The following is a 16,711-nucleotide window of genomic DNA, read 5'->3' as shown; positions in this document are numbered from 1 at the left end:
CATCCAAACGCAGTATGCCCGCCGTTGGAAGGTCGAGGAATTTCACAAATCCATCAAGTCGAACACGGGCTACGGGGCATCCCCGGCGCACACGGTTCGTAGTCAAAGCAACCATTTGTTTTTGGTGATGCTGGCCTTTGTTAAGTGGGAAGCCTTACGGCTGTCCACATCAAAAAATCATTTTGCTTTAAAGAAATTGCTGACGCTAAATGCAACTAAGTTGGCTTTGCAGGAACTCAACAGCCTCAAAAGTCAATCTACTCTATTGGCCAAGGCTGCGTAACATCAGTATAGTTAGTTAAAATACGTTGTATGATCGGGTGACTAACCCCCTGTCAGGCTCAATAAATCGGAGTGTTGATGCCTGTTTTACAGGCTGTTATGACTTCGATGGTAATGAACACGCCTGACTGTTTTTTACAAGCTGCCAACAGGGCTGATGGCCTGTTCGACACCCAGTATTTCTTTAGCATGGGCCAATTCAGTCCTGGTGCCATGGGCAATCACGACGAAGTTTCCGGCTTTTATTTCCGTTTCATATTCAATGACGCTGTCTTTAGGAATGCCCACGCTCACCAATGCGGCACCTAATGCACTTAGTCCACCCAGTGCAACAGCCCCCTCGAGGGCGCTCACCAGCGCAGCCACAAACGGACCCGCCATGAGCAGTGGTCCAACACCGGGAACCAGAAAAAAGGCTGACCCGAAGAGCAAGCCCCACAGGCCGCCCCAGAATGCACCCTGGCTTCCCCATTTCATCATCCGATCACCGATGTTATAATAACCGACCACGTTTTCATCTGTGTGATAATCTTTACCGACAATCGACAGTTTTTTCATGTCATAACCCGCTCTTTGTAATTCACCAATGGCCTGTTCGGCCAGTTTGTGACTGTTATACACAGCAACCGTAATCTGTTGATCGTTCATGTCTTTTTTTAATTGATTATGAGATTTTTATCAGACAGGCAAGCCTGTTTTTCGCTGTCTTTCGCACTAGTTACGTCCCGTCCCGGACCAGTAGATCCGCCCGTTTGCCTGATCGACCGTACCCACTACCGGCGCAGCGGATCGGTCTATGTAATGACGAATGAGCGGGGCCAGCCGGGCCTGGGTCAGTCTGCCGTGCAGGTGGCGGGTACCCAGAAAAAGGGTTGGGGTGCCCGCAACATCGACTGAATGGCCCTGCCCGATATCGGACCAGATGCGTTGTTTCAGCGTTTCATCGTGGAGGTCATCCAGAAATATTTCCGTGTCCATGCCCAACTGGAGGGCCAGCGTCGAGGCTGCCCGCATAGAGAAAGGCAGCATATGAACCAACAGGGCATTGTGCATAGCCCAATACCGCTCCTGCCGCCGGGCTGCTTCTGCCACCATAGCCATCAACAGGGCAGACGTATCTGTAGGGGCCGGGAAGTGCCGGAAAGTGTAAACAATCTCTCCGTCAAAAAGCGGTAGTACGGCGGTAAGGACCTTTTGGAACTCCCGGCAACGCTGGCAGCTAAAATCCCCGTACTCTATCAATTCAACCGTTTGTGCATTTCGTATAAGGGCTTGATTTGGCATCTGAACCACCGTTAAAAACAAGGACATATTATATCATCAAAAACCCGGGGCTACATTCGCTTCGATGCCAGTCTCTACCCTGGAATCAACCGAAATGTCAAAAAGAACCGGGAGGTACACCCTCCCGGTTCTTTTGGTTAAGCTGGGATATAATCGTATTCGATAACCAGCTCATTATCAACCGACCATACGCCGGGTGCATTCCAGGCCAGACGGCCTGCTTCGTTCTTCTGATACATCGAATCGACAATGCCGGTAAGCGTTACGCGATTGGCTGACACATTCACCTGAATATCGTCCTCGTTTATCGACCAGTTACGGAGCAGTGCCCGCTCGATGGCTTCTTTTTCGATTTCGTCTTTTTCGCCCGATTTTATTGTGATGCTATTGGTCACCCCGAGCACACCAGCCAGATTCTTAACGGCGTTTTTAGCGGCCTCCTTTTGGTAATCCCATTGCACCTCTCCTTCCAGATTTACCCATCCCTTCTCCACCTTTATGTGTACTTTATCTTTAGGGAGACCCCAGTTAGCCGTCAGTGCATTGACAACTTCCGTGGCAATTTCACTGTCATCTTTCCGTAAAGTGCCACTAAACCTGATATCAATTTTTTCGACCACTGCTTTCACACCACCGACGTTTTTGGCCGCATCTTCAGCTTCTAACTTCTTGGCGTAACTATCGACAGTTCCGGTCAGGGTAATCACGCCATTCCTGGCAATCACGCCAATTTCGGCTGCGTTCAACAGGGGCTCCCATTTGATCGCGTCCTGAACATCTTTTTGAAGGTCTTCATTCGTTTTCATAATCGTTTTTGGTTTTGTTCATCAGGTTGACAAAGCTACCAGACCCCTGTTCGTCCACGCATGACTTCGCCTTGGTAGGCGTATGATCGGGGTCATATCCTGAACTGATTCCAATCAGTTAAAAAGGTATTGATAACTATTGCCTGGGAATGGGAATGCCCCTGCCTGGCGGGCGTACGTGGCGAGTATTACGGGGCCAATGGAGCCTTTGTGAAGTTACTCTCCAACACCAGCCAAAACCATGAGCGGAAACCAGAAAACGATGTAGGCACTGACCTTTCTAAACCAGGTTTGGAAACGGGCGTGAGTACCTGCCTGGTCAGGCCTGACCAGGGATGGTCTACGTAGAACGCCGACTGGAATTACCGGTTGAGGGACATCGCTGATCTGCTCCGCGCCGGGCGAGCTTTCCTGGCGATGAACGATAAGAGCATACGCACCTATAGGATCGTATTACCCCTGCCCCTGAGTCAGGTACAACTCATTAATAACCCGCCGTATCACCCCAACGTGAAGGCTGCAACTAAATCCGTTTCCCAATAGATTCGACTCCTGTTTACATGAATCAGTTCAATAAATCGCGCCGACGTTTCCTGAAAAAGACCGCCACAGGTACGTCCTTGCTGGCCACTACGCCCTTTTCTGTTTTCCAAACCCCAACGGCAGCGTCCCTGCAAACGGGGCCAGAAAAGTTACCCTGGTACAAAACCGTCACGCGTTGGGGGCAGATCAACATCACCGAAAAAGATCCCCAACAGTACGATATCAGCTGGTGGCGGCAGTTCTGGAAAACCAACCAGACCCAGGGTGTCATCATCAATGCCGGGGGAATCGTGGCTTACTATCCTACTAAAATCCCCTACCATCATAAAGCCACTTACCTGGGCGACCGCGATCTGTTTGGAGAACTTTGCAAGGCTGCCCATGACGACGGGCTGGTGGTGTTTGCCCGCATGGACTCCAACCGGGCGCACGAAGACTTCTACAATGCCCACCCCGACTGGTTCGCCCTGAATGGACAGGGTAAGCCTTACCGGGCCGACGATCTGTACATTTCCTGCGTCAACAGCCCCTATTACCAGGAACACATTCCGGCCATTCTGACCGAGGTTGTTCAGCTTTACAAACCCGAAGGTTTCACCGACAATAGCTGGAGCGGCCTGGGTCGCAACTCGATATGCTACTGCGACTACTGCAGGAAGAGCTTTAAAGACAGGGTCGGACACGATATCCCGCTCAAAAAGGACTGGGACGACAAAGTCTATAAACAATGGATTCGCTGGAATTATGACCGACGGTTAGAAATATGGGACTTGAACAACCGCACCACCAAGGCTGCCGGGGGGGCAGACTGCACCTGGTCGGGCATGAACAGCGGGTCCATGAGCGGGCAAAGCCAAAGTTTCCGTGACTACAAGGAAATTGCCAAACGCGCTGACATCCTGATGCTCGACGAGCAATCACGTACCGACGCTGGTGGTTTTCAGCACAACAGTGAGCTGGGCAAACGGGTGCATGGCTTGCTGGGCTGGGATAAGCTGGCGCCCGAAAGCATGGCGCTGTATCAGCACGTACGACCCTGGTTTCGGCTAGCGAGCAAGCCGGCGGCAGAATCCCGTATGTGGATGGTCAGCGGGATAGCGGGAGGCATTCAACCCTGGTGGCACATGATCTCGGCTTACCACGAAGACCGGCGCATGTATCACACGGCTGAACCTATTTTCAACTGGCACAAAGCCAACGAAGCGTATCTGATTAACCGCCGACCCCTGGCTAACATTGGCGTGGTGTGGTCACAGCAGAATATCGATTTCTACGGTCGGGACAGTGTGGAAGAGCGGATAGAACTGCCCTGGCGCGGCATGACGCAGGCCCTCATCCGGTCCAGGATTACTTATCTCCCCGTCCATGCTGATCACATTGACCGGGATGCGGGTACGCTGTCGGTACTGATACTGCCCAACCTGGCGCTGATGACGACCGGGCAGATGGCTGCCGTCCGACGATTTGTCCAAAAAGGGGGTAGTGTAGTCGCGACGGGCGAAACGAGTTTGTACGATGAGTGGGGTGACAGGCGACCCGATTACGGATTGGCCGACGTGTTTGGGGTACATACGGTGGCGATGGGCGAAAAAAACATTCCGGCTGAAAAAGCGGCCCGCGATGCTTATCACACGTATATGCGGTTGACACCCGAATTGCGGGCTACCCTGAAAGGGCCGCACACGAGCGGAGAGCCGAAAGTGGGAACGGCCAAACGCCATCCGATCCTGAAGGGCTTTGACGAAACGGATATTCTGCCGTTTGGGGGTTTACTCGAACCAAAGCAGCTGGATGCGGACGTGGAGGTAGTGACGACCTACATTCCTCAGTTTCCTACCTATCCGCCCGAAAAAGCGTATATGGGAACACCCAAAACCGACATTCCGGCCATTGTTGTCCGCACGGCTCCCGGTGGGGGGCGGGTAGCGTTTATTCCTGCCGACATTGACAAGCAATTCGGCTTGCTGAACCTGCCCGATCATGCCGATCTACTGACCAACGCCGTTCGGTGGGCGGCCAACGATAAGTTTACCTTGCGGGTTGACGGAGCAGGTTTGCTGGATTGTCACGTGTATGAGCAGCCGGGACGCTTAATTGTGCACGTGGTCAATCTGACCAATGCCGCCACTTGGCGGCAACCCCTGGACGAACTGATTTCTGTTGGGCCGTTTAAATTGACAGTGAAATTACCGGCGGGGGTTAGCGGTAAAAAAGGATATTCGCTGGTTTCGGGCACACCAATGGCTGTGGACGTAACGGGCGGTTCAGCGATTGTTGATATAAAGTCCATTCGGGACCATGAAGTGATCGTGATTTCGTAATGCCGGGGTGAACTGATCCTATCCGGTATGCCGACCGATTTGGTCACTTTCTTCTGCTCATCAGGCGTTGTCGGAAGGGGGGCACTGCTGGGCATAGTCGGGAAGACCGACAAAAAATGGATAAGGCAGCCCTGAGTTATTCAATCATTTAGGACGGGCAAGTCGCACCTTTTCCGCAGAACTACCCAACTTCGGAAGGGGCCACCGCGAGAATTTCGCCGATATTCTCCCGCATCGCCCGGGTATCTTCGATAGCCGGCATGGTTTTTATCGTAAAGGTAGGGATATAGGGAGCTGAACGGTGAAGGCTGTGCCCGAATCAAGCTGACTGGTAAAGGTAACCTTTCCGCCCAGCAGATCGACGTAGCGTTTAACCACATACAGGCCCAGGCCCGTGCCCGCGACGTGATTCGCATTGCGGGCACGGAAAAAATTGATAAACAGCCTGTCTTTGTCCTCGTCAGGAATACCGATTCCCTCGTCCCGGACGGTAAGCCAGAGTTGATCACCTTCAACACGCGTCGTTAGTTCGATTTCTTTGTCATTGGCCGAGTATTTACTGGCGTTGACCAGCAGATTGATCAGAATGCTTTTAAGCATTTGTCCGTCGAGCAAAATAGCCGGTTCACCCGATCGGTGGGTATAGAGAATGTGCTGACCGGGTTTGATTAAGGTCTGCAAGTCGTCGATGACTTCCTCGCAGAAGGTGATGATACTGAGCGGATGCGGGCGACCGTACAGGGGAGACTTCTCCATCTGACTGAATGACAGAAAGTCATTCAGCAGTTCGGTCAGACCATTCACCGCCGATTTTATTTGCTGCACGTGCCGCTCGCGCTTAGCACCATCGTCAACGCCCGTGTAACGCCCAATCAGCGAAGCCGACGATAAGATCGTACCCATTGGGGTGCGGAACTCATGCGAAGCCAGGGTGACGAAATTCGACTTCAGTTCGTTGAGTTCACGCTCCCGAATCAGGAGCTGGTCAGTGTGCTGGCGGGTCAGCACTTGTTCAGTTACGTCTGTTCCCACCACGACGATGCCGGTGATGGGGCCATCCGGGGTACTGCCGTCCGGGGTGCGGCCATCCGGGGTGCGGCCATCCGACCGGTCGCGCAGCGGTTCATAAACGAAGTTGACGTAGACGGTTGTGGCTTTTCCGTCGCGCAGAAAGGGCACGGGTAGTTCATTGCCCACAAACGGCACACCGGTTTGCAGTACACTGGTCAGTAATTCCTCAAACCCCTGCCCGGCGGATTCGGTCAGCACCTCGAAAATCGGGTGGCCCAGGAGTTGGGCTTCGGTGCGATTCCAGATGGTACAGATGCCCGGATTGGCCAGTTCGACCACGAACGTGGGGCCGCGCAAAATAGCGATGGCCACTGGAGCCTGGGCAAACAGGCTCCGCATCCGGGCTTCGCTGGCTTCGAGCCGCTGGCGGATTTCCCGGACTTTGGTCACCTCCGTTGCCACGACCATAATGCGCTCGATGCTGCCGTTCGCGTTCCGAAGTGCATCATAAACAAAATCGAAATACACCGTCTCCAACTGGCCATTGCGCTCCAGAGTGACAGGTAATTCGTGGCCTTCGAAGGGGTTTCCGGTTTTATAGACCCCCTGCAGGAGTTCTTCAAACCCCTGCCCGGTGGCTTCGGGCAAGACCGTAAAGAGGGGTTTACCTATTACCTGCTCCTGGGTGCGCCCCCAGAGATGGCAGATGGTCGGGTTAGCTAATTCGACGATAAAGTCGGGGCCAACAAAGATGCCCACGCCCAAGGGAGTTTGCTGGATGATAGCCGCCAGTAGCCGCTCATTGCTTTCTACCCGTTGCCGCGTTCGAACCGCCTGCGTGATGTCGTTGGCAATGACGACGACTCCCGTGATGCTATCGTCGGGCTGTGGTTGGTTGGCCGCATCCCGAGCCGGTTCGCCATGGTCTGGCCGGTTCGCCGGAGCTATTCTGATGTGACTCCGGCGGGGTTGAAAGACAAAGTCAACGTAGATCGTTTCACGCTGACCGTTACGAACCACGTCCACCGCAGCCTCCCGGTCAACGTGGGCTATACCCATTGCCATGACCTGTAGTAACAGTTCGTCGAAGCCTTGTTCGGCACTTTCAGGAACGGCTTCCCGCAGGGGCTTACCCACAAACTGGTCAGCCGGTCGGCCAATCAATTCGCAATAGAATGGATTGGTCAGTTCATAAACCAGGTCTGGCCCCGGTCCCAGGATAGCCACCGCGACGGGGGCCTGTTCAAAGAGGGTTTGTAGCCGTTTGGCGTTTTCCTCCATCAATAGCCGCGCTTCCCTTGCTTTGGTTACCTCCGTAGCCACCACCATCACCCGCTCGATACGACCGTCCGGACTGTGTATGGGTTCATAGCTAAAATCGAAATAAACGGTCTCCAGCCGCCCATTGCGATAGAGACGGGCGGACTGGTCCAGACCCTGGAAAGCAATCCCGGTCTCGCGCACGCTGTCCAGCATGGCCTCAAACCCTTGCCCGGTTGATTCGGGTGATGCCGTAAACAACGGGTATCCCAGGAGTTCCTCGGGCGAGTGATTCCAAAGTTGGCATAGGGTAGGGTTAGCCCGCTCGATGATATAATCGGGTCCGTAGAAAATGCCTACGCCCAAAGGCGTTTGCTGAATCATGGCGTCCAGCAACCGCTCGTTGGTTTCGGCCTGCATTTGCGTTCGCCTGTTCTCCTGCCTGACCCGATTCAGTTCCTGCCGTTGCTGCTCGGCCAGCAGGGTATCGGTCTTTTTGGTAACGATGCAGAAGGTGCCCCCAATGCCGTCTGATTCATCGTAGATCGGGCTGAGGGAATAACTGAAGTAGTCTGCTCCCGGAAAGCCGTGGCGATTGACCGTCAGTAACTGATTTTCCGACCCGTCGGCTTTCCCCCCTTCCTGCCCCGGACCTGGCGTATCCCAAACCCCGGGCCATATATCCCGGCCCTTAGACCCCAACGCGTGCGGATGCTTATCGCCGAGTATCAGCCGGTAGGCATCGTTGTAGAGCATGACCCGTTCGGGTCCCCACCCGATCAGGATGGGGAGATGCGCGTTCAGGCACGTGCTAACGGTGGTCCGCAGGCTCTGGGGCCACTGGCTGGGTGGGCCAAGGGCGGTTTGTGACCAGTCTTTGGTGCGCATGCGTTCGCCCAGTTCCCCTCCCCCGGTCAGAAAGGCCAACGTCGCTGCTTTGTTTACCCCCATAGTACGTCAGTGATCGGCATATGTTTTGTAGAACTTCAGTGTATTACATGGGTTCTTATGCGTTGTCTCACATCACGCTACGTAAACATACATAAAGCACCGCTCAATCCATTAAAATGGGTGGTCACCAACAGTACGTACGAATGGGATGGCTCCCCTATCAGCTGGTTTGTTCTGATGCCGCCAAAAGGCTACTTCTACCCTTATGCGAGAAGCTAACCGACTGTTTGAGGAACGGACGGGTTGACAGAAGCCGGCGATCTACCCAGAAACCAACCGACGTTTTTCTTCAAAATGAGGGATATCCAGCTTGAGTTTATCCGGGTTGCGTCGGGTAAGGTAGTAAAACGGGTAGACGGGAGTTACGTTGTAAGGGACGACGGGGCTGGCCATCCGGATTATTCGTTACTTGCTCCCAAACGTGCGGTCCATAATCTCGTTTGGCGTGAGGTAGAGTCAGCTAAAATCCTGCTTTAGCCAAAGGCTGAGAAACACAAACGTGTATTTTATATATGCAGTACTGAATGCAAATAGATGAAGCAGGTGCAGGGACTACAACAAGACTTTCGCGTAGGTAGAAGTTATAAACAATGCTACCCTCTCCAAATATTCGTCACTGCAAACACGAACTGACAAACGTCAAACGTTTCGGTAAACCCGATTGGCTGTTCCTTCGCAAAATAACATGTGAAGCAACCCAACCGCGTAAAAACTAACCTTTTGTTGATTCACATGTTATTTTGCCCAACCGCCCAACGGTCAATTTAAACGTATCCGATGCTATTTAATTTTACACTTATCACATGACTATAACTCTCCTCGACCTGTTACTTGCTGATGATGATACGGATGATTGTTTTTTGTTTGAGGAAGCATTAAAAGAACTACCCGTATCGGCAAAACTTACCACCGTACATGACGGAGTGCAACTCATGCAACTGCTTTCTGCAAAAGAAACACCACTACCCGATGCGCTGTTTCTTGACCTGAACATGCCTCGTAAATCTGGTTTTGACTGTTTATCAGAAATGAAGGCGCATGAAAAACTAAAACAACTACCCGTAATTATATTCTCCACCTCCCTTGATATAGCTGTTGTGGATTTGCTTTACCAAAAGGGAGCTCATCATTATATTCGCAAACCCGGTGAATATGATAATTTAAAAAAAGTAATTTTAGACGTGGTTACACGCCTGTTACAAAACAAATTAACGCAACCTGCAAGAGATAGATTTATCCTTGAACCGTAAATAATGTCTACATGAGCAATAATAATTCTGACCATTATTTCCTTAGAGGGGGCGGAGAGATGGGTGAACTGATACGAGCGAAAGATTGGAGTAAAACCGCTTTGGGTGATCCCGCAGATTGGCCTGATAGCCTTCGTACAATGGTTGCCGTAATGCTCGATAATCCATTTGGTATGTATATCGCCTGGGGGAGTGAACATATCCAGCTTTACAATGATGGCTACCGTCCTATCCTGGGAGCTACCAAACATCCGCAGGCGTTGGGTATCAGCACCCGGGAAACATTTTCAGAAATATGGCACATCATCGGACCCATGTTTGATGGCGTAATGAAAGGAAAGGCGGTTGGTTTTCCTGATTTCATGCTGCCCTTAAACAGAAGCGGTTTTGTAGAAGAATGTTATTTCGATTTTTCGTACAGCCCAATAAGAAACAATGATGGAGAAGTAGGCGGAGTATTGGTAACAGTTATCGAAACCACCAACAAAAAGAAGGCGGACGAACGATTAAAAGAAAGTAATGAGCGTTTTCGTAACACCATGAAACAGTCTCCCGTTGGTATAACCATTTTGCGGGGATCTGAATACATTGTAGAAATGGCGAATGATGCGTATCTGCAATTGGTCGATAAAAAAGAAGCTGACTTTGTCGGGAAGCCGTTGTTTGCCTCCTTGCCCGAAGTAGAAGCATCCGTTCATTCCTTACTGGATAATGTATTGAACACGGGTATACCCTATCACGGCAACGAGGCTCCTATACCTGTTAACCGTTATGGGAAGCAGGAAGTAGGCTACTTCGATTTTCTCTATCATCCTTTAAAAGAGGAAAATGGGAAAATTTCAGGTGTAATCGTGTCTGCTACCGAGGTAACCGAAATGGTTGAAGCAAGAAAAACAATTGAAGAAAGGAAACGACTTTACGAGACAATAACCCAAAACACCCCCGATTTTATTTATGTATTTGATTTAAGCTATCGGTTCACCTACGCCAACGAAGCATTACTGAAAATGTGGGGACGTACCTGGGATGAGGCTATTGGAAAAGGGATGTTGGAGGTAGGATACGAACCCTGGCAAGCCGAAAAGCACGAGCGGGAAATAGATGAGGTGATTGCCACAAAAAAACCTGTTCGTGGCGAAGTGTCTTTTCCACACGCCACGCTGGGCAAGCGTATGTACGATTACATTTTTGCCCCGGTAATAAACGAAAAAGGTGAAGTGGAAGCGGTAACCGGCACCACCCGTGATATTCTTGATATAAAAAATGCCGAAGAGTCATTAAAAAAGAGCAAAGAACAGTTTAGTACCCTGGCCGATAATATGGAAAACCTTGCCTGGCTTGCGGATGGGGAAGGACGGATATACTGGTATAATAAAAAATGGTATGAATACACCGGAACTACACCGGAACAAATGGAGACCTGGGGGTGGAATACAGTTTCTGATCCTAAACAGGTACCCGAAATGCTCGAAAAACAGCAAAATTCCATCAACACCGGTGAGCCATTTGAAATGGTAGTGTCATTGAAAGGTGCAGATCATATTTTCCGGCCTTTTCTTACCCGTGTGTTGCCTTTGCGGGATGATGAAGGAAAAATAATCCGTTGGATTGGTACCAATACAGACATCAGCGTTCAAAAAGAAGCCGAAGAACATTTTCGCCAAATGGCTGAACGAATGCCGCAAAAAGTATGGACTGCTGACGAGCAGGGGAACCGAAATTATTTTAACCAGATAATGCTCGACTACACCGGGTTGACATTCGATGAACTAAAAGATTGGGGATGGGGGAAAATTGTTCATCCCGATGACTGGCCTAAAACAAAACAGAAATGGGAACATTCGATTAACACCGGTGAAGACTTTGAAAATAAAAACCGTCTTCGGCGTAAGGATGGAAACTATTTATGGCATCTTATTCGTGCAACGGCTGTAAAAGATGACCAGGGCAGACCCAAAATGTGGATCGGCTCCAAAACTGAAATACAGGAACAAATAGAACTTTCCGAAACATTAGGAGAAAATCTGAGAGAAAGTGATAAACGAATGCAAGCCATCCTGCAACACGCACCTGATGCTGTAATCTCTATTGATGAAGACGGGATTATCAGAAGTTGGAACGTAGAATCGGAGACTATTTTTGGATGGAAAGAAAATGAGGTTATTGGTAAGACACTCACTGAAACAATCATTCCACAGCGGTATCGTAAGCAACATAATGAAGGAATGAAACATTTCTTAAATACCGGTGAAGGGCCTGTAATAAATAAACCAATAGAGTTGGCAGCGTTAAAGAAAAACGGCAGTGAGTTTCCCATTGAACTGAAAATATCAACATCCAAAATAAACAACCGCTATATTTTTATTGGATTTATACGGGATATTTCTATACGCAAAAATGCGGCAGAAATAATACAAAATAAGACCAACCAGCTTATGGAAGCTCAGCAACTGGCACGTATCGGAAGCTGGGAATGGGATGTACGAACAAATAAAATTGAATGGTCTGATGAACTCTATCGGATTTTCGGCTTAACCCCGCAGGAATTTAAAGCCGACTATGAGAATTACCTCAAGTATATTCATCCTGACGACAGGGAATATGTAAACTCAATAGTACAGCAGGCACTTAAAGACCATCAGCCATATAATTTCTTCCACAAGGCGGCCTGTTCGGACGGGGAAGTCCGGATTCTCAGTGCTACAGGGAAAGTAATTACTGATAGTGCTGGGGATGTTATTAGAATTTCGGGAACAGCACAGGATGTTACGGAGCAGAAAAAAAAGGAGGAAGAACTGAAGATTAGCGAAGAACGTTTTTATAAAATTTTCGATAGCAACCCAGTTCCCATGTCGCTTACTGAAATCAAAGACAATAAGATAAAATATGCCAATAACCTTTTTTACAATGCCTTTGGTTACACTGAAGAGGAGGTGATTGGCCGTTCTTCCGAGGAATTGAATTTGCTGGATCCTGAAGAATATAAAAGAGTAATTGATTTGATATTCGGGTACCTTCATGAAAACCGGTCTATTGCTGAAGTTCAGGCATTATCAAAAGAAGAAACAGAAACCCTTCTGGTAAAGTTAAAACAAGCGGAGAACATGAAGGATTTTGAAATAGTTTATACCCGAAAAAATGGAGAATTATTCCCTGCTCTTGTTTCATTTGAAATAATCAGGATAGGTACTGAAAGTTATACAGTAACATCTTACCAGGATATTACGGAAAGAAAAAAAGCAGAAACATTACTAAAAAATCAAAACGATCAACTTGAAAAAATGAATAAGGAACTTGAATCATTTGCCTACATAAGTAGCCATGATTTGCAGGAGCCGCTAAGGAAAATACAAACTTTTGCAACACGCATTTTAGAAAAGGAGGAAAATAATTTGTCTGATAACGGTAAAGACATGTTTAATCGGATGCAGAATTCCGCAAAAAGAATGCAAACCCTTATTCATGATTTACTTGCCTACTCACGTACCAACACAACCGAACGTAAGTTTGAAACCACCGCTCTTAATAAAATTATAGAAGAAGTAAAAGAGGATTTTGACGAAGAACTGAAGGGGAAAAATGCTACCATTGAAGCAAATGACTTATGTGATGTTGCTATAATTCCTTTTCAGTTCCGGCAACTTATGCATAATCTGATTGGCAACGCGCTAAAGTTTTCAAACCCACATTATGCACCACATATACAAATCAAAAGCAAGATTGCAAACGGCATAACACTCCACAACCAAAGACTTTCACCACAAAATAAATATTGTCATATCACCGTAAGCGATAATGGGATTGGGTTTGAACAACAATACAGCGAAAAAATATTTGACGTATTCCAACGCCTTCATGGCAGAAATGAATACGACGGTACAGGCATTGGGCTCGCCATTGTAAAAAAGATTGTAGACAATCACAACGGTATTATTACCGCAACCGGAGAATTAAATAAAGGCGCAACCTTCGATATTTATATTCCTTCAACTTAGCCCCTCCGGCTCACGCAGTTACAAATACACTCAGGGTTTTCTTATAAAATCCCGTAGGGATGTAATCTTTGTAGAATTAGGCATATAAGGTCCCGGAAAACTCCGTAGGAGTGACATCTCTACGCTAAGATGTCACTCCTACGGAGTTCTTGGAGGGAGATGCGGGGTTATTACCTACAAAGATATCACCTCTACGAGGTTCTGAAGTTTTATAAGAAAATCCTGTAAATACACTTTATTTTTTACCACCATAAACTCACCGTAGAAAACGATAACAAGAGCCTACAAGCCCGCGCACGACATTGCGAGGGTTTGTTGAGGTGGTTCAGCAGTGAAGTAATGAATGTGAATCGCCCTGAACAACCTATTTGCGAACGACAAGTTCTAGTGCCTCAGACGAATGGTAACATCGGTCCGGCAAAATGGGGCAGACGTTCTTCGTATGGACATCTGTGCTAAATTTGAACTGGTTACTTTGTATTAAGTTTAGTGCTGAAAATTCCCCACTACGCCAAGCCCCAAACCGTTACGCCATATAAAAACCTACCCAGTCACACCCACTCCAAACATCACCCCCTTTTTCCAACTACGGCCGCTCCCCTTTAGCCTTGTCGATTTTCAGGGCTTCGAAGCCGGACACAAGGTCGAAAAGTTCTTCGTCGATGGCGCTTTGGCGTTCGCGGTGGTCGTTATGCGGGAGGTCGTCCCGTAATTTGTTGATGTTTTTTTCGGCGCGTTGTATGGATTCCAGCCGACTGAAGTGCTCACTGACCAGTGGTTCGGCGCAGGAGTTAAACAGGGAGACGTATCGGTATGAAGCATCGGGTAAATCCCGCTCAAACCAGACACCGACGCTTTCGTGTCTACTGCGTCGGGTGGGTGCGATGGTTCATGGTTGTATGATGCCCGTTTTCTGACTGATTGCCTCCGGGCTTCGTTCCAGAGCCGCCACCTTCGCCAGCCGACGGTTTGATCCTTCGGCCTGCTCGAACCGGGCGGGTGTACTCATCGTTTTATTCGTTTTATTCGTCCTCATGCCGATTGGGGTGCATGACCCGCACGTTTTCACCCGGATTATCCGGTCCATCCATATATTCGTCTCTTACCACATCCCTGGGCAGAGCCTCCGTCGGTAAATCACTATCCGGTAATTCGCTCCCGACGCCACTGTGTCCTTCGGCAGACTGATCTGCCAGGCCATCGGGTGAAATGGCTTGTTTTGCCCGAATAATGTCTTCTCTGTCCTTACTTTCCATACTGCATTGCGTTTTATAACGAATTGGTATACTTGGTTTTGTTAAAGGCATACACCCATTGTCCGGCCGTGTTGTATGACTGGTATTTAGTCTGGCAGGGGAGGGGAGGTGGTATCTGGTGGCATACTTGTCAGAGTGTAGGTACCCACGCGCTTGTTAACCACTATCGCGCCGTTGTGGGGCAGACTATTGACTCGAAAGGTTACCCGACCGCATTATCAGCCGAAGCCTGTAACCGATAGGTCAGTACGACCTGGATAATGCCCAGGCCAATGAGAAAGAGCGCTGCCATTCCCAGTGAATTGGGCAACATGATGAGTACATAGGCAAAGCCACCCGAAACCAGTACGCAGAAAAAGTGAATTACTTCGACCCAATAATCTTTATCCTGACTAACGCGGGTACCCAGAAAATAGAACAGCGCTTCAATAGCCTGTAAAAAAGCGTAAACAAGGCCCCACAGGCCCAGTATATTTACCATGGTGCTCAGGGGTGAACCCATGGTAACCAACAGCGTAAGGCCAAAAAGACCGTTCCGGATGCTCGACAGGATCAGCCAGGTGGTATTGGCCTGACCACTATTGTGAAGACGCCTGCTCATGTCAGCGGTGCTAAGGCCGGCCAGCAAGAGCAACCCACCCAGCAAACCAGTGTACAGAAGGGATGCCTGTAGTGGATGTATCATCAAGACTATGCCCATGAGCACATAGCAACCATTATGAAGATGCATGAGCCACCAGGGCTGAACGTGTTTCCGGGTAATTGATTCCATGATCGGTCGGGGTTGGTTCACTAAATAAAATTCCCGGATTTCACCCAATGCCCGGTTAGCCAGTGCCTTTGGGGTCGCTTTCGCGCCATTTCCTGTACTCCATATGCAGCCCTTTTCTAACGGGTAGTGTCGGCTAAAGATCGGGTGGGAAGATTTTTCCTGAGCTGTCGTTTAGCCAGATGACGGCAACACAAACAGCCCACTTTGCCACCCATACCGGCTCGTAGATCAGCCAGCGGTAGGCGCTGAGCCTGAAGACAGTCGTCGTCGGTATGATACACTAATTGATGAAGCGAATGGAATGGGGCTATTCGGGACACGGTGCATAAAGTTTAGGCGTACAATTATCAGTAAACGGGCGAGAACTCTCTACAGGCTTACTTCTTTACTGATCATTCTTTGCCTGTTCTTTAAGGGCAGGCAGGATTAATAACAGAAACAAAACCGCAGAAATAAACACAGCCCCTGTTTTTATCAGGGTCATTGACCCCCAAAAAAAAGAAACCGACAGGTACACCAGCAGGCCAATAAATAAACCGATCACAAGCCCTGTAAGCCAATCACCCGTGCGGATTTTATTTTTCTTCATGATTGCCGGATTACCATTTAGTCCATTACAGTTGGTGGCACTCATCAGTTAGCCCCGAGCAATGGGCAGCGCTTTGGACAGGGGTGATGCAGTCCGCAGCACATATCTTTGTTTTCGATTGCGGTTGTCCAAAAAAGTGCAATTTTTGAGTAAGACCTGACACGGGTAGTCAGTACCTCGGGTCGGCCGCTGAGACACCTCCCGGTGATCTTGAACAGGCTGGTTGTGCTGGCTCCCTTGTCCCTTTCCAATAAGCTCCAACAGTACCCATAGACGCAAGTCAGACTTGTGATCTGCAATCGATGTGCAAGAGTTAGGAAAGTACCGGGCCGCCGGTGCGGTCAGGTTCATGTTTCACTTTTTTTAGCCCCTTCCTATATGCAAACGTATC

At 49.2% G+C, this 16,711-nt stretch carries 13 protein-coding genes and 1 pseudogene; 6 read left to right on the top strand and 8 right to left on the bottom strand.

Going from position 1 to position 16,711, the window contains the following annotated elements; genetic code table 11:
* Nucleotides 1–283, top strand: a pseudogene (locus tag B157_RS38840) (IS701 family transposase); the annotation flags it as partial.
* A 134-nt stretch (nucleotides 284–417) separates the two neighbouring features.
* Here B157_RS38840 and B157_RS0104165 read toward each other — a convergent pair.
* The 3 genes from B157_RS0104165 to B157_RS0104155 all read right to left on the bottom strand — a co-directional run bounded on the left by B157_RS0104165 (nucleotide 418) and on the right by B157_RS0104155 (nucleotide 2,372).
* Complete coding sequence (locus tag B157_RS0104165) at nucleotides 418–930, bottom strand: general stress protein (protein ID WP_020602122.1); 513 nt, start codon at nucleotides 928–930, stop codon at nucleotides 418–420.
* A 66-nt stretch (nucleotides 931–996) separates the two neighbouring features.
* A complete protein-coding gene (locus tag B157_RS0104160; RefSeq protein ID WP_169521659.1) occupies nucleotides 997–1,566 on the bottom strand; it encodes a DsbA family protein in 570 nt (189 codons plus the stop codon).
* A gap of 137 nt (nucleotides 1,567–1,703) precedes the next feature.
* A complete protein-coding gene (locus tag B157_RS0104155; RefSeq protein ID WP_020602120.1) occupies nucleotides 1,704–2,372 on the bottom strand; it encodes a BON domain-containing protein in 669 nt (222 codons plus the stop codon).
* A 129-nt stretch (nucleotides 2,373–2,501) separates the two neighbouring features.
* Here B157_RS0104155 and B157_RS0104150 point away from each other — a divergent pair, with 129 nt between their 5' ends.
* Both B157_RS0104150 and B157_RS0104145 read left to right on the top strand, forming a co-directional pair.
* Entirely contained in the window at nucleotides 2,502–2,720 is a 219-nt protein-coding gene (locus tag B157_RS0104150; RefSeq protein WP_020602119.1) for a hypothetical protein, read from the top strand.
* A gap of 212 nt (nucleotides 2,721–2,932) precedes the next feature.
* On the top strand, nucleotides 2,933–5,236 hold the full coding sequence (locus B157_RS0104145) for an alpha-amylase family protein (protein WP_020602118.1): 2,304 nt from the start codon (nucleotides 2,933–2,935) through the stop codon (nucleotides 5,234–5,236).
* A 267-nt stretch (nucleotides 5,237–5,503) separates the two neighbouring features.
* Here B157_RS0104145 and B157_RS37255 read toward each other — a convergent pair whose 3' ends face one another.
* Nucleotides 5,504–8,458 (bottom strand): PAS domain-containing sensor histidine kinase, encoded by a 2,955-nt coding sequence (locus tag B157_RS37255; protein ID WP_020602117.1) that lies wholly within the window; start codon nucleotides 8,456–8,458, stop codon nucleotides 5,504–5,506.
* A gap of 294 nt (nucleotides 8,459–8,752) precedes the next feature.
* On the opposite strand from B157_RS37255, the gene B157_RS0104130 reads away from it, so the two are divergent.
* The 3 genes from B157_RS0104130 to B157_RS36670 all read left to right on the top strand — a co-directional run bounded on the left by B157_RS0104130 (nucleotide 8,753) and on the right by B157_RS36670 (nucleotide 13,703).
* Nucleotides 8,753–8,935, top strand: coding sequence for a hypothetical protein (locus B157_RS0104130; protein WP_020602116.1), 183 nt, complete (start codon nucleotides 8,753–8,755; stop codon nucleotides 8,933–8,935).
* Nucleotides 8,936–9,261: 326 nt separating this feature from the next.
* Nucleotides 9,262–9,708: a response regulator gene (locus B157_RS0104125; protein ID WP_020602115.1), complete on the top strand. Its 447-nt coding sequence runs from the start codon at nucleotides 9,262–9,264 to the stop codon at nucleotides 9,706–9,708.
* An 11-nt stretch (nucleotides 9,709–9,719) separates the two neighbouring features.
* Nucleotides 9,720–13,703, top strand: a complete 3,984-nt coding sequence (locus tag B157_RS36670) for a PAS domain S-box protein (RefSeq protein WP_020602114.1) — start codon at nucleotides 9,720–9,722, stop codon at nucleotides 13,701–13,703.
* A gap of 586 nt (nucleotides 13,704–14,289) precedes the next feature.
* Here B157_RS36670 and B157_RS40000 read toward each other — a convergent pair.
* The 4 genes from B157_RS40000 to B157_RS0104100 form a co-directional block, all read right to left on the bottom strand.
* Entirely contained in the window at nucleotides 14,290–14,589 is a 300-nt protein-coding gene (locus tag B157_RS40000; RefSeq protein ID WP_084761755.1) for a F0F1 ATP synthase subunit gamma, read from the bottom strand.
* A gap of 136 nt (nucleotides 14,590–14,725) precedes the next feature.
* Nucleotides 14,726–14,959, bottom strand: a complete 234-nt coding sequence (locus B157_RS0104110) for a hypothetical protein (RefSeq protein WP_020602112.1) — start codon at nucleotides 14,957–14,959, stop codon at nucleotides 14,726–14,728.
* A 202-nt stretch (nucleotides 14,960–15,161) separates the two neighbouring features.
* On the bottom strand, nucleotides 15,162–15,731 hold the full coding sequence (locus B157_RS0104105; protein ID WP_041951888.1) for a DUF308 domain-containing protein: 570 nt from the start codon (nucleotides 15,729–15,731) through the stop codon (nucleotides 15,162–15,164).
* Between the two features lie 385 nt (nucleotides 15,732–16,116).
* Nucleotides 16,117–16,320, bottom strand: coding sequence for a hypothetical protein (locus B157_RS0104100; RefSeq protein ID WP_157618302.1), 204 nt, complete (start codon nucleotides 16,318–16,320; stop codon nucleotides 16,117–16,119).
* Between the last annotated feature and the right edge of the window lie 391 nt (nucleotides 16,321–16,711).

Source organism: Spirosoma spitsbergense DSM 19989 (assembly GCF_000374085.1).
Classification (GTDB): Bacteria; Bacteroidota; Bacteroidia; order Cytophagales; family Spirosomataceae; genus Spirosoma; species Spirosoma spitsbergense.
This window is presented reverse-complemented; position numbering and strand designations above follow the sequence as displayed.